This is a genomic window from Bradyrhizobium guangdongense (genome assembly GCF_004114975.1).
GTDB lineage: Bacteria > Pseudomonadota > Alphaproteobacteria > Rhizobiales > Xanthobacteraceae > Bradyrhizobium > Bradyrhizobium guangdongense.
The window spans coordinates 5,107,480-5,121,327 of sequence record NZ_CP030051.1 but is presented as its reverse complement, the minus strand read 5'-3'; the positions used below and the strand labels follow the sequence as shown (position 1 = coordinate 5,121,327).

Genomic DNA, 13,848 nt, shown 5'->3' with positions numbered 1-13,848 from the left:
AAGCCGTGGCGCGCCTTTATTTTGCGGTCACCGCACGCGCTGACAGCGTGACGACACCCATGAGTGCAGCGAGCATCCAGAATGCCATCGGCAACCCGACTGCATGGGCGACGAAACCGATGCCGGCAGGACCGACCAGAACGCCTGCATAGCCGGCAGTGGTGATCGACGCCACGGCAAGCCCGGTGGGCATCGCAGTCTGTTTCGCGGCACCGCGGAACAGCACCGGCACGAGGTTCGAAGCGCCGAGGCCGATCAGCAGGAAACCGGCAATGGCGACGGTCGCGCTGGGCGCGAGCAACAGCACTGCAAGGCCCGCAATAGCCAGCAGGCTTCCCCCGACCAGCGTCGCGCGATCTCCGATACGCGCCACCACGGCATCGCCGCCGAGCCGGCCGGCGGTCATCGCAATCGAGAACACGATATAGCCGAACCCGCCTCGCGCCTCGCTGACAAGGCCCTTGCCGATGACGAGCAGCGCGCCCCAGTCGAGCATCGCGCCTTCGATCAGGAAGGTGATGGCCGCGAGCAGCGCCAGCAGCAGCACGATGCCGTGCGGCAACACGAACAACGGTCCCTCCTGTACTTGCGCCCTGCGCAGCAGGCGCGGCGAAGCGAGCCCCATCGCGGTCAGCATCAGCACGGAGCAGATCAAAGCGCTCGCGAGCGGTCCGAGATGAAACGACAGCAGAGCCGTCATCACCGCAGATCCGGCGAATCCGCCGATGCTGAAGAGAGCATGAAAGCCCGACATCAGCGGCTGTCCTGCTGCGCGCTCGACCTCGACGGCGTGGATGTTCATGGCGACGTCGATGGAGCCGAGCGCGGCGCCGAATGCCAGAAGCGCCAGCGCCAAGGTCACCGGCGTGCCGGCGATGACGAGCAGGGGCAAAATCAGCGCAAGACCGATGCCGCCCGCGATGATGATCGGCTTGCTGCCATGGCGTGCGCTCAAGATGCCGGTGGCGAGCATCGCAACGACCGAGCCGATGCCGAGGCTGAGCAGCAGCAGGCCGAGCACGGCATCATCGACCGCGAGCCGCTCCTTCGCGAACGGCACCAGTGGCGCCCAGCAGGCGATTCCGAAGCCGGCGACCAGGAACGAGAGGCGCGTGGCCAGCCGCGTGGCCGGCCGGTCGGCTGAGGTCATCGATGAAACTCCAGAAGGAGAATGCGCGCGATCGTGGGCGAGGGGTTGGATCTAGATCATCAAACGGAAGCGAAGGCCAGAGTTCCGGCGTCGCAGTGAGTTGACGATTTGTATCATGACGATGTCGTTCCTCGCGCTGTCGTTGGGAGTGGACAGCGATGCTGTCTTCCCGTTGCTCCCGTGTCTGACGATCCTGCATAGCCGTTCGGCTTTTACAGGATGTCGAGCGGCGATGCGCGGCATGAAAGCTGCTTGGCTGGAAAAACGGCGCGAAGCTGAGTTATGCTGCGTGCGCCGACACGCCCTGAAGCTTCAATCCCAGCTTGGCCAGGAAAACGTCAGGAATTCGCTGATGCGTATCGTCAATGTTGCCGCGGCCCAGATGGGGCCGATCCAGAAGGCCGACAGCCGCGAGGCCGTGGTCAAGCGCATGATCGCGCTGATGGACGAAGCGAAAGCAAAGGATGCCGACCTCATCGTCTATCCGGAGCTGACGCTGACGACGTTCTTTCCGCGCTGGTACGTGGAGGACCGCGCCGAATTCGACGTCTGGTTCGAACGTGAAATGCCGAACGCCGCGACCAGGCCGCTGTTCGAGCGGGCGGCACAGCACGGAATCGCGATGAATTTCGGCTATGCCGAGCTGACGCCTGACGGCCATCATTTCAACACCGCTGTTCTGACCGACAAGTCCGGGAAGATCGTCGGCAAATATCGCAAGGTCCATCTGCCGGGCCATGTGGAGTACGACCGCAAGCGCTCACACCAGCATCTGGAGAAGCGCTATTTCGAGCCCGGTGATCTCGGTTTCAACGTCTGGCGTGAGCTCGGCGGCATCATCGGCATGGCCATCTGCAACGACCGTCGCTGGCCGGAGACCTATCGCGTCATGGGCCTGCAAGGCGTCGAGATGGTGTTGATCGGCTACAACACGCCGTCGGTGAATGCGGAGCGAAGCGAGGAGGGCCTCGAGAGGCGTGTGTTTCACAACCGTCTCTCGGTGCAGGCCGGCGCTTATCAAAACGCGACCTGGGTCGTGGCCGTCGCCAAGGCCGGCGTCGAGGACGGCCATCCGCTGTTCGGCGGCAGCCTGATCGTCGATCCCAACGGCGAGATCGTGGCTGAAGCCCGCACAGAGGACGACGAGCTGCTGGTCCACGCTTGCGACCTCGACGCCACCCGCTTCGGCAAGACCACGATCTTCAATTTCGCAGCGCATCGCCGCATCGAGCATTACGGCCTGATCACCAGCCGCACCGGCGCGGTGCCGCCGCCGGAGAAGTGATGCCGATGGTCTTTCTGAAAATTGGCGATCATCTCGCTCAAGCCTTTCACGGAGTGCCTCATGACTGAACCTCACTACGACCTGATCATCCGCGGCGGACGCGTCGCGACCACGACCGACGTGTTCGAAGCCGATGTCGCGATCTCCGGCGAGACCATTGCAGCCATCGGTCGCGGGCTTCCGTCGGCCAGGCGTGAGATCGATGCGCGCGGCAAGTTCGTGCTGCCCGGCGGCGTCGACAGTCACGCGCATATCGAGCAGCTGTCGGCCGCCGGTATCATGAACGCCGATACGTTCGAGAGCGCGACGGTGTCCGCTGCTTTTGGCGGCACCACGACGGTCATTCCGTTCGCGGCCCAGCATGTCGGTATGAAGTTGCCGCAGGTGGTGGAAGACTATCATGCGCTGGCCAGGAAGGGGGCGGTGATCGACTACGCCTTTCACATGATCATCGCGGACGCGACGAAAGAGACGGTCGAGGAGCACATTCCGGCGCTCGTGAAGCAGGGGCATGCCTCGATCAAGATCTTCATGACCTACGACCGGCTCAAGGTCGATGACGAGCCGCTGCTCGACATTCTCCTGGCCGCACGCCAGTCCGGCGCGATGTTGTGCGCCCATGCCGAAAATCACGGCATCATCGCCTGGATGGTGAAGCGGCTGCTCGCGCGCGGTTACACCATGCCGAAATACCACGCCATCAGTCACGCCCGCGTATCGGAGGCCGAAGCCTTCACCCGGCTGATCGGCATGGCCGCGCTGATCGACCAACCGATCATGATCTTCCACGTCTCGACGGCCGAGGGCGCCAAGGTGATCCGCGATGCGCGCGGGCAGGGGCTCAAGGTCTTCGCCGAGACCTGCCCGCAATATCTGTTCCTCACGGCTCGTGATCTCGACAAGCCGGGCGTCGAGGGCGCCAAGTGGATGTGCAGCCCGCCGCCGCGTACGCATGCCGACCAGGAAGCGCTGTGGCAGGCGCTGTCGCTCGGCGATCTCCAGACCATCTCGTCGGACCACGCACCCTATCGCTATGACGAGACCGGCAAGCTGAGGGCGGGGCCAATCCCAATTTCAAGCAGGTCGCCAACGGCCTGCCGGGACTGGAGCTGCGGCTGCCCCTGCTGTTCGACGCGATGGTGTCGAAGGGGCAGCTGGGTCTCCAAAAGTTCGTCGAGCTGACCGCGACGGCGCCCGCGAAGATCTACAATCTGCATCCTCGCAAGGGCTCTATCGCGATCGGCGCCGACGCCGACATCGCGATCTGGGATCCCAATCGGGAGACCACGATCGTGGACGAGATGATGCATGACCTCGCGGGCTACACGCCGTTCGCCGGCCGCAGGCTGAAAGGCTGGCCGGTGACGGTGCTGTCGCGCGGCCGCCTGATCGTCGACGGCGACAAATGCCTCGCCAGCCCCGGCAGTGGAAAATTCCTGGCGCGCAGCGGCGGCGAGGCGGCGAAGCCGACAGGGCGGCTCGTGGCCGATATGGATCCGGAGCGGAATTTTGGGGCAAAATTGCTGTGACCCTGGATTGCGTGCCGCGGCGCAGTCAAGTCCGTGTTGCCGCGCAATGACCGCCAAAAGTCGATGAGATCCCGCTGGCGACGGGTCGGTTACTGGCATACCATTTGCACGCTAATGGGCTCGGTTTCCACCTGCCCTTGGCCAATGAACGGCCGGCATCACGGCATTACTGGGAGGATTTCATGGATCGCAGGACCGTATTGAAGGGACTGGCTGGTGCAGGCGGCCTGGCATTGACCGGCCTATCGGCTCCGGCGATCGCGCAGGGTGCAGCGGCGCGCACCCTGCGTTTCGTGCCACAGGCCAATCTTGCCAATTTCGATCCCATCTGGGGCACCCAATATGTCGTGCGCAACGCGGCGGCGCTGGTCTGGGATACGCTGTACGGCGTCGATGCCAAGCTTCAGCCGCAGCGCCAGATGGTCGAGTCCGAGGAGACGTCGGACGACGGCAAGATCTGGACGTTCAAGCTGCGCTCGGGGCTTAAATTCCACGATGGCGAGCCGGTGCTGAGCAAGGACGTCGTCGCGAGCCTTTCGCGCTGGGCCGCGCGCGACCCGATGGGGCTGATGATCCTTGCGATCCAGCAGGAATTGACCGCTGTCGACGACCGCACCTTCAAGTGGGTGCTGAAGCAGCCTTTCCCGAAAATGCTGTATGCGCTGGCCAAGAACAACGCGCCGTGCTCCTTTATCATGCCCGAGCGCATCGCCAAGACCGATCCGTTCAAGCAGATCACCGACTACGTCGGCTCCGGCCCGATGAAATTCGTCAAGAGCGAATGGGTCCCCGGCGCCAAATCGGTATTCGAGAAATTTGCCGATTACGTGCCGCGGCAGGAAAAGGCGTCCTGGCTTGCCGGTGGCAAGCAGATCCTGGTCGATCGCGTCGAGTGGCTGGTGATGCCGGATCCGGCAACGGCGGCCGCGGCCTTGCAGAACGGCGAGGTCGACTGGTGGGAGAATCCGATCGCCGATCTCGTACCCGTGCTGAAGAGCAACAAGAACATCAGCGTCGACATCGGCGATCCCCTCGGCAATGTCGGCTCGTTCCGCATGAACCATCTGTTCGCGCCGTTCAACGACGTGCGGGCGCGACGCGCGGTGCTGATGGCGCTGAGCCAGGAGGACTATATGCGCGCGATCGTCGGCGACGACGATGCGCTTTGGAAACCGCTGCCGGGCTTCTTCACGCCCGACACGCCGCTCTACACCGAGATGGGCGGCGAGATCCTCAAGGGCAAGCGCGATCTCGACGCAGCCAAGAAGCTGCTCGCCGAGAGCGGCTATTCCGGCCAGCCGGTGACCTGCCTCGTGGCGCAGGATCAGCCGATCACCAAGGCGCAGGGCGACGTCACGGCCGATCTGCTCAAGAAGCTCGGGATGAATGTCGACTTCATCGCGACCGATTGGGGTACGGTCGGCTCGCGACGCGCACAAAAGACGCCGCCGGGGCAGGGCGGCTGGAACATGTTCCACAGTTGGCACGCCGGTGCCGACTGCATTACGCCCGCCGCCTACACCGCCATCCGCGCCAACGGCGACAAGGCTTGGTTCGGCTGGCCCAATAGCCCGAACACAGAGAAGGAGATCGCGGCCTGGTTCGACGCCACGACTCTCGAGGAAGAGAAGGCGGCGATCGGGCGGGTCAACAAGGCGGCGCTCGATGATGTCGTCTACGCGCCGACCGGCTTCTTCCTGACCTACACCGCGTGGCGCAAGAACGTTTCGGGCATCACCAAGGGACCGCTGCCGTTCTTCTGGGGCGTATCGAAGACCGCATGATCCTGCGCTGAGGCCAGATGCTCTCCTATATCCTCCGGCGCATCGTCGCCACCTTGCCGGTGATGGCGATTGTTGCATTGTTCGTGTTCAGCCTGCTCTACATCGCGCCGGGGGATCCCGCCGTGGTGATCGCTGGCGATCAGGCAAGCCCGGAGGATGTGGAGCGCATCCGCCAGAGTCTTGGCCTCGACCGTCCGTTCCTGATCCAGTTCGGAAGCTGGGTCTGGCGCATCCTGCACGGCGATCTCGGCACCTCGATCTTCACCAACCTGCCGGTGTCGACGCTGATCGGCCAGCGGCTCGGGCCGACGCTGTCGCTGATGATGGTCACATTGCTGCTGACGATCGTGGTCGCGGTGCCGCTCGGCGTCGTGGCGGCGTGGAAAGCCGGCAGCCTGATCGATCGGGCCATCATGGGCTTTGCTGTGTTCGGCTTCTCGCTGCCGGTCTTCGTCGTCGGCTACATGCTCGCCTACATCTTCGCGCTCGAGCTCGAATGGCTTCCGGTGCAGGGCTATACGCCGCTTGCCCAGGGCTTCTGGCCCTGGCTGGAAAATCTGATCCTGCCGGCCATCGCGCTCGGCTGCGTCTACATCGCGCTGGTCGCGCGCATCACCCGCGCGGCCATGCTCGAAGTATTGCAGCAGGACTATATCCGCACCGCGCGCGCCAAGGGCCTGGGGCAGGGCGGCATCCTGTTCATTCATGCCCTGAAGAACGCGGCGGTGCCGATCGTGACCGTGATCGGGATCGGCATCGCGCTTCTGATCGGCGGTGCCGTCGTGACGGAGAGCGTGTTCGCGATTCCCGGTCTGGGCCGTCTCACGATCGATGCGATCCTGCGCCGCGATTATCCCGTCATCCAGGGCATCGTGCTGCTGTTCAGCTTCGTCTACGTCCTCGTCAATCTGATGATCGACGTCACCTATACGCTCGTTGACCCGAGGATCCGCTATTGACCGACACGACCGTCAACCCGCAGGCGCTCCCCGCCGGCCTCGTGCTGGCGCCGCAGCTGCCGGAAATCCTCCGGCCCGTCACGATCCGGCGCGGCTTCATCGGTTTCTTGCGCGGCCATCCCACCGTTGCGATCGGCGGCGCGTTGCTGCTGGCGCTGGTCCTGATCGCGATCTTTGCGCCGTATCTCTGGACGGTCGACCCGACCGCGCTGGCGCCTGCCAAGCGTACAAGGGCGCCGTCGGCGGCGTTCTGGTTCGGCACCGACGTGCTCGGCCGCGACATCTACTCCCGCGTGCTGTTCGGCGCGCGGGTCTCGCTCACGGTCGGCCTCTCGGTTGCCATCCTCGCATCCGCCGCAGGTCTTGCCATCGGCATGGTCTCCGGCTTCATCCGCTGGGCCGACGGCATCTTGATGCGTTTCATGGATGGACTGATGTCGATCCCGCCGATCCTGCTCGCGATTGCGCTGATGGCGCTGACGCGCGGCAGCGTCGGCAATGTCATCCTTGCCATCACCGTCGCGGAAATCCCACGCGTCTCGCGCCTGGTCCGCAGCGTGGTGCTATCGCTGCGCGAGCAGCCCTATGTGGATGCGGCGGTCGCCTGCGGCACGCGCACGCCGATGATCATCCTGCGGCACATCCTGCCCAACACAATTGCGCCGATGCTGGTGCAGGCGACCTATATTTGTGCCAGCGCCATGATCACCGAGGCGATCCTGTCCTTCATCGGTGCCGGCACGCCGCCGACCATTCCGTCCTGGGGCAACATCATGGCCGAGGGCCGGGCGCTGTGGCAGGTCAAGCCCTATATCGTGTTCTTCCCGGCGGCATTCCTCTCCGTCACCGTCCTTGCCGTGAACCTGCTCGGCGACGGCCTTCGCGATGCGCTCGATCCGCGCATGGCAAAGCGCCTGTGACGAGCCGAGGCTGATCGCGATGGCGTTGCTCGAAGTCGAAAATCTCCAGACCCACTTCCGCACGCCGAGCGGTGTCAATCGCGCGGTGGACGGGGTGTCCTTCCATGTCAACGAGGGCGAGACGCTCGCCATTGTCGGCGAATCCGGCTGCGGCAAATCGGTGACGTCGATGTCGCTGATGCGGCTGATCCCGGAGCCGCCAGGCCGAATCGCCGGCGCCATTCGCTTCGCCGGCAGGGACCTCCTGCAGCTGTCCGACCGCGAGATGCGCGAGATCCGCGGCAACGACATCTCGATGATCTTTCAGGAGCCGATGACGAGCCTCAACCCGGTCCTGACCGTCGGCCGGCAGATCCGCGAGACGCTGATGTTGCATCAGGGCCTCGACAAGCAGGCCGCCGAGGCACGCGCCATCGAGATGCTGACATTGGTTGGCATTCCCGAGCCGAAGCGGCGCGTGCGAGAATATCCGCACCAGCTCTCCGGCGGCATGCGCCAGCGCGTCATGATCGCGATGGCGCTCGCCTGCAATCCAAAGCTCCTGATCGCGGACGAGCCGACCACCGCGCTCGACGTCACCATCCAGGCGCAGATCCTGAAGCTGATGCTCGACCTCAAGCGCCGCGTCGGGGCGGCGATCATCCTGATCACGCACGATCTCGGCGTGGTCGCCGAGATCGCCGAGCGCGTCATGGTGATGTATGCCGGCCGCAAGGTCGAGGAGGCGCCGGTGGCCGAGCTGTTCCGCTCGCCGCGTCACCCCTATACGCAAGGGCTGCTCGGTGCGGTGCCGAAGCTGGGCTCATCGCTGTCAGGCACCGCGACACGGCTCGCCGAAATTCCAGGGCAGGTGCCCGATTTGCGCAAGCCGATCGCCGGTTGCGTGTTCGCGGGCCGTTGCGCCATCGCGACTGATCTCTGCCGGCAATATGCCCCCGGTCTCGAAGAAAAGGGACCGCGCCACATCGCCGCCTGCCACTACGCCGCCAAGGGAGCCGTCGCGGCATGAGCACCCCGCTGCTGCAGGTCAACGACCTCAAGAAGCATTTTCCGGTCAAGACCGGCTTGTTCGGCGGCAAGTCCGAATGGGTCTACGCCGTCGACGGCGTGTCGCTCGAGATCGCGCGTGGCGAGACGCTGTCATTGGTCGGCGAGTCCGGTTGCGGCAAGTCGACGGTCGGCCGCGCGATCCTGCGGCTGTTCGACGTGACGTCCGGCCAGGTGATCCTCGATGGCCAGCGTATCGACGATGCGCCTCCGAGCACGATGCGTCAGGTGCGTCGCCGCGTACAGGTGGTGTTCCAGGATCCGTTCTCGAGCCTCAATCCGCGCATGCGCGTGCGCGACATCCTGGCCGAGCCGATCCGCAATTTCGGCCTCGCCAAATCCGCCATCGAGCTCGAGACGCGGGTGACGGCGCTGATGGACACCGTGCGCCTGCCGCGCGAGGCGCTGAACCGCAGGCCACACGAATTCTCCGGCGGGCAGCGCCAGCGCATCGGCATCGCACGGGCGCTCGCGGCCGAGCCCGAGTTGATCGTCTGCGACGAGGCGGTCTCGGCGCTCGACGTCTCGGTCAAGGCGCAGATCGTGAACCTGTTACAGGATCTCCAGCGCGAGTTCGGCCTGGCATTGCTGTTCATCAGCCATGATCTCGCCATCGTCGAGCACATGACTCACCGTGTCGCGGTGATGTATCTCGGCAAGATCGTCGAGGTGGCGCCGCGCCGGGAGATCTTTGCCGCGCCAAGACATCCCTACACCAAGGCGCTGCTCTCGGCCGTCCCGCTGCCGGAGCCCGGAGCCAAGCGCAATCCCATCATTCTCGGGGGCGACGTGCCGAGCCCGATCAATCCGCCGAGCGGATGCCGTTTCCACACCCGCTGCCCGTTCGTCTTCGACCGCTGCCGATCGGAAGAGCCGGAGCTTCGCTCGACCGAGGGGCGGCAATGGGTGGCCTGCCATCTGGATGCGCTGCCGTCGGGATAGAACTGCGGGCGCCGAATTTCCTGTCGCAGATCTGCGTCACTTCCTGTGATATGGAGTGCCGGACCATCAAAGTTCGAGCGATTTTGAAGACCAGGGAAGGACACAACATGCTCAAGGGCATCAACCCACTGCTCAACGCCGATGTGCTCTATGCCTTGCGTGCAATGGGACACGGAGATCGCCTCGTGGTCTGCGACACCAATTTCCCGGCCGACTCGATCGCGCGCCAGACCGCATTCGGCGAGCTCCTGCGCATCGACAATGTCGGCACGACCCAGGCGATCGAAGCCATTCTCTCGGTGATGCCGCTCGACACGTTCGTCGAGGATGCCGCGATCCGCATGGAGATCGTCGGCCAGCCTCATGAGGTGCCGCCGGTGCAGCGCGAGGTGCAGGCCGCGATCGACCGCGCCGAGGGGCGCTCCTGGCCGCTTGTCGGAGTGGAGCGCCATGCTTTCTATGAAAGGGCCAGGACGGCCTATTGCGTGATCGCCACCGGGGAGCGCCGCTTCTATGGCTGCTTCCTGTTCTCCAAGGGCGTGATCGCGCCTGACGCAGAGTAGCAGGCCCCCGTTCAATTGACGTTGTCCCGCAGCATGTTGCGGAAAGCAATTGTGACGGCGGCGACTCCGGTCGTGCCGTGCATCAGTGCGATCTCGCCCTGCTGCTCGTGACGGATGGCGTGAGCCATGATGCGCAGGCGCAGATCGCCGTTTCCGTGCCACATCTGATCGGCCATCTTGACCGCGCCTCTGTGGTGCTTGCTCATCGCCTCCACGAAGGCCGTGTCGAACTGCTCCGATGGAGCGGTCTTGACCTGGAGCATCTCGGCTTGCGTCAGGAATCCCGGCATGGCCGCTCGTTCCTCCGTGCTGCAATCGGGCATCTCGGTGTCGAACCAGCTCAGCCACCAGTTCTCGAAGATACGGATTTCGCCGAGCTGGCTCGCGAGCATCAGCTGAGCGAGCTTTCGCAGGTGCGGATCCTGCGCGCGCTCCGCGGCGAGCCGCGCGAGCTCGATGCCCTGGGCGTGATGCGTCGACATGTGGCGGATATAAGCCTGGTCTGCATCCCTGTCGTCGCCGGTCCACGGCAGCTCGTAGCCATGGCTGCCGAACAGCGCGATCGTGCCAAGCACGGCAATCGTGGACAGCGCGGCCCTCATCCACATGTTGGTGAAACGTACGTCACGCCCCGGGGCATGGCCGCGCGCCCAGCGCAGCCGGGCGAACATCGGATACATCACGGCCGAGGAGGCGTGGACGAGCAGGCCGATCCAGTAAGGTTGTTGCAGCGTGAAAAGCGGCTGCCAGAACGGAAGCAATGGCACCAGCACGAACCATTCCATGCCTGACGAGAAGACGGCCCAGGGCAGCGCGAGCAGCAGGATCGTCAGGGGACGCAAGTCGGCGGTCCAGCGGCCGAGCACGCCGAAGAAGACCAGCGCCCAGGAAAAATCCGCCCATTGGTGGAAGGCGATGCCGACAAGGATCGCGTTCCACGTCGGTTCTGCGCTGATGGCCCAATCGCGCGTTGGAATGGCGGCGACCGTCATCCAGTCGACCGCGGCATCGCGGCCGATGCGGGCTGCGAACAGCTGGCTGACGATGGTCGAAAAGGTGCTGCTGATCAGGCCAAGCTCGGCCGCGGCGATCCAACGTGAAGGGCGCCGGCCGGTGGAGAGAGTGGACGGGCTCCCGTTACTGCGTCGAGCGGGGAAGGCCGGATGCGTGGTCGCGTTCACGTGAGCTGTTTGAGCTTCTTCAACGGATTGAGCTCGCTCGGCTTCTCCCGTTCGTCGCGGCCATGCTGTGCTTGGGCCTTGCCATCGTCGTGCAGAGTCTGGTCGCCGATGATCTCGCCGACAGCCTGCCTGGTCCTGCCGACGATGCGTTGCGCGAGGTCCTTCGTCTTGCTCATGGCCTGCCTCCTATCCCACGCCGTCGCCCCGGCGCCTAAGGGGGCACGCGCCGGGGCCGCGGTTTCGTCCGGTCTGCCTCCGGCAGGGGGATCTCGGAGGCGTTGATCAGACTCCTTGATGCGCGGATGGTTCCAGCTGGTCTCACCGAGCCTCCACCGCGATGATCACGCCTTCATTGCCGCGGAGCAGGAGAGAGGCATCCGGCAGCGGTTCGGGTGAGCGGTCGAGATGCGTTGACATCAGCAGATGGCCGCGGCCCTGCCAGTGCCACTTGCGCGGCTCCGCTGCGATGTTGAGTGCGACCAGAATTTCGTTCCGTCCGTCGGTGCGCCTGAATGCAAGAACGTCGTTGCAAGATCGCAGCGCTTTGTAGTCGCCCTGACGCAGGCACGCATGCTCCCGCCGCAGCGCCATCAGCGCGCGGAACAGCGCCAGCAGCGAACGCTTGTCGCGCTGCTGTGCCGCGATATTGACCGCTTCATCGGCGCGCTCCAGCGGCAGCCAGGGCTCGCCTGTCGTAAAGCCGCCCTGGGCACTGTCATCCCACCGCATCGGCGCGCGTTCGGGATCTCGGCACAGATCGTATCCCGGCACGAGCTTTTCGAAGGGATCGCGGACGCGGTCGGCGGGAATGGGAACGCGCTTGCGGCCGATCTCGTCGCCCATATAGAGGAACGGTGTTCCGCGCAGCGTCATCAGCAGCATCGCCATCGCGCGCATCTGTGGCTCGCCGATCTTGCTCGCGATCCGCTGCTTGTCGTGGCCGCCGACGACCCATACGGGCCATGCATGCTCCGGAATGGCGTTGAAGTAGGCATCGATCGTCGCTTGCAGCGACAGGACGTCCCATCGCGAGTCGAGCAGGGCGAAGTTGAGCGGCAAATGCAGGCGCGGCCGGTCGTTGCCGTAGAAGTGCCCGATACGGTCGGTCTTGCCCTGGACTTCGCCGCAGAGCAGCCGCCCCGGATAGTGGTCGATCACCTCTCGCATAAACTCGATGCAGATCATCGTCTCGGGCCGGTCGTCGGTGAAGACGGGCGTCTGACGTTGCGGCGGCGGCTTGCCTTCCGCTTCTGGATTTGGCGGGTTGTCGCGCAACAGCTCGTCCTTGATCAGGACCGCGCTGGCATCGACGCGAAAGCCGTCGACGCCGCGATCGAGCCAGAAGCGCATGACGTCTGCGATGGCGCCGCGCACCTGCGGGTTGCGCCAGTTGAGGTCGGGCTGCTCGGTCAGGAAAGAATGATAGTAGTATTGCCGGCGCGCTTCGCACCATTCCCAGCCGCTGCCGCCGAAGCGGCTCAGCCAGTTGTTCGGGGGCCCGCCGTTCTCGGCTGCATCGGCCCAGATGTACCAATCGGCTTTCGCGCTGTTGCGCGAACTGGAGCTCTCGACGAACCATTCATGGTCATTGGCCGTGTGATTGGGAACGAGGTCGAGAATCAGCCGGATGCCTTCGGCGTGCAGGGCTTTGACGAGGCGATCGAAATCTTCAAGATTGCCGAATGCGGGGTCGATCGCGCAATAGTCGGAGATGTCATAGCCGAGGTCGCGGAACGGGCTCTTGTAGATCGGCGTCAACCAAACGGCGTCGACGCCGAGCCATCTGAGGTAGTCGATGCGCGATACAAGGCCGGCAAGATCACCCTTGCCATCGCCGTTGGAGTCCTGGAAGGAGATCAGCGCGATCTCGTAAATGACGGCGGATTCCCACCACGCTGCCTCGTCACGGGACTCGATGCTCATTGCCTTGCTTCACCTCGTCATGTTTGTTGCGTTAGGCCTTGGTGTGGGCTGCGATCTGTTTGGCCGCGGTGCGTGCGCTCTCGATCCCCTTCGGGAAACCGCTGCGGTTCGGATAGAGCTTGCGCCGCGCATCGCGCGGCGGACGGCGCGGCTTGGTGTCCTGCGCGGCGCGATAGTCGAGCATCGCGATGCCGCCGACCATCAGCAGCGCCAGCGCGATGTTGCCCTTCTTCGGATTGTCAGCCGTCAAGCCCGACAGCAGCGCGGCGGCATCGAGGCCGTCGCCACCGACACGGGCCCACAGGCCGGCGTTCTTGTCGACAGAGAGCGACATGATGCCAGCGAGGATCTCGCGCAGGCCGAAAGCACGGACCATCGTCTCACGACCTTCCATGCCCAGTGTTTCCGTGACGCGCCGCGGGGCGAACAGCTCGACGACACCGAGACCGATGCTGAACCAGCCGAGCGCGCGGGCCAGCTGGTCTGCCGGCTGCTTCAAGCTCGGCCCGCCCTCGAGGATCTTCGGGTCACCCTCGGTGCGCACGATGTTGGAGAAATGAAACAT

At 64.6% G+C, this 13,848-nt stretch carries 12 protein-coding genes and 1 pseudogene; 8 read left to right on the top strand and 5 right to left on the bottom strand.

Annotated features, from left to right (window positions below; translation table 11 throughout):
• Positions 1-16 precede the first annotated feature (16 nt).
• Positions 17-1,150, bottom strand: coding sequence for an MFS transporter (locus tag X265_RS24615; RefSeq protein WP_128967157.1), 1,134 nt, complete (start codon positions 1,148-1,150; stop codon positions 17-19).
• 352 nt (positions 1,151-1,502) lie between these two features.
• Between X265_RS24615 and X265_RS24610 the strand changes: the two genes are divergently transcribed.
• From X265_RS24610 to X265_RS24575, 8 genes and pseudogenes are all read left to right on the top strand, one after another.
• The gene (locus tag X265_RS24610) at positions 1,503-2,435 is read left to right on the top strand and encodes an N-carbamoyl-D-amino-acid hydrolase (RefSeq protein WP_128967156.1); all 933 of its coding nucleotides are present in this window, start codon (positions 1,503-1,505) and stop codon (positions 2,433-2,435) included.
• Positions 2,436-2,495: 60 nt separating this feature from the next.
• A pseudogene (gene hydA / locus X265_RS24605) lies at positions 2,496-3,964 on the top strand (dihydropyrimidinase).
• Between the two features lie 182 nt (positions 3,965-4,146).
• The gene (locus X265_RS24600; protein ID WP_128967155.1) at positions 4,147-5,748 is read left to right on the top strand and encodes an ABC transporter substrate-binding protein; all 1,602 of its coding nucleotides are present in this window, start codon (positions 4,147-4,149) and stop codon (positions 5,746-5,748) included.
• A 17-nt stretch (positions 5,749-5,765) separates the two neighbouring features.
• Complete coding sequence (locus X265_RS24595; protein ID WP_128967154.1) at positions 5,766-6,707, top strand: ABC transporter permease; 942 nt, start codon at positions 5,766-5,768, stop codon at positions 6,705-6,707.
• The gene (locus tag X265_RS24590) at positions 6,704-7,627 is read left to right on the top strand and encodes an ABC transporter permease (RefSeq protein ID WP_128967153.1); all 924 of its coding nucleotides are present in this window, start codon (positions 6,704-6,706) and stop codon (positions 7,625-7,627) included. Before X265_RS24595 ends, X265_RS24590 begins: the two co-directional genes overlap by 4 nt.
• 19 nt (positions 7,628-7,646) lie before the next feature.
• Entirely contained in the window at positions 7,647-8,636 is a 990-nt protein-coding gene (locus X265_RS24585) for an ABC transporter ATP-binding protein (protein WP_164938767.1), read from the top strand.
• Positions 8,633-9,616 (top strand): ABC transporter ATP-binding protein, encoded by a 984-nt coding sequence (locus tag X265_RS24580; RefSeq protein ID WP_128967151.1) that lies wholly within the window; start codon positions 8,633-8,635, stop codon positions 9,614-9,616. Before X265_RS24585 ends, X265_RS24580 begins: the two co-directional genes overlap by 4 nt.
• Positions 9,617-9,723: 107 nt before the next feature.
• Complete coding sequence (locus X265_RS24575; RefSeq protein WP_128967150.1) at positions 9,724-10,179, top strand: RbsD/FucU family protein; 456 nt, start codon at positions 9,724-9,726, stop codon at positions 10,177-10,179.
• 11 nt (positions 10,180-10,190) lie between these two features.
• On the opposite strand, the gene X265_RS24570 is transcribed toward X265_RS24575, so the two are convergent.
• The 4 genes from X265_RS24570 to X265_RS24555 all read right to left on the bottom strand — a co-directional run bounded on the left by X265_RS24570 (position 10,191) and on the right by X265_RS24555 (position 13,848).
• Positions 10,191-11,270: a DUF305 domain-containing protein gene (locus tag X265_RS24570; RefSeq protein ID WP_308421657.1), complete on the bottom strand. Its 1,080-nt coding sequence runs from the start codon at positions 11,268-11,270 to the stop codon at positions 10,191-10,193.
• Positions 11,271-11,356: 86 nt separating this feature from the next.
• Positions 11,357-11,536: a CsbD family protein gene (locus X265_RS24565; protein ID WP_128967148.1), complete on the bottom strand. Its 180-nt coding sequence runs from the start codon at positions 11,534-11,536 to the stop codon at positions 11,357-11,359.
• Between the two features lie 142 nt (positions 11,537-11,678).
• Positions 11,679-13,283 (bottom strand): alpha-amylase family glycosyl hydrolase, encoded by a 1,605-nt coding sequence (locus X265_RS24560; protein WP_128967147.1) that lies wholly within the window; start codon positions 13,281-13,283, stop codon positions 11,679-11,681.
• 31 nt (positions 13,284-13,314) lie between these two features.
• Positions 13,315-13,848, bottom strand: a complete 534-nt coding sequence (locus X265_RS24555) for a hypothetical protein (RefSeq protein WP_128967146.1) — start codon at positions 13,846-13,848, stop codon at positions 13,315-13,317.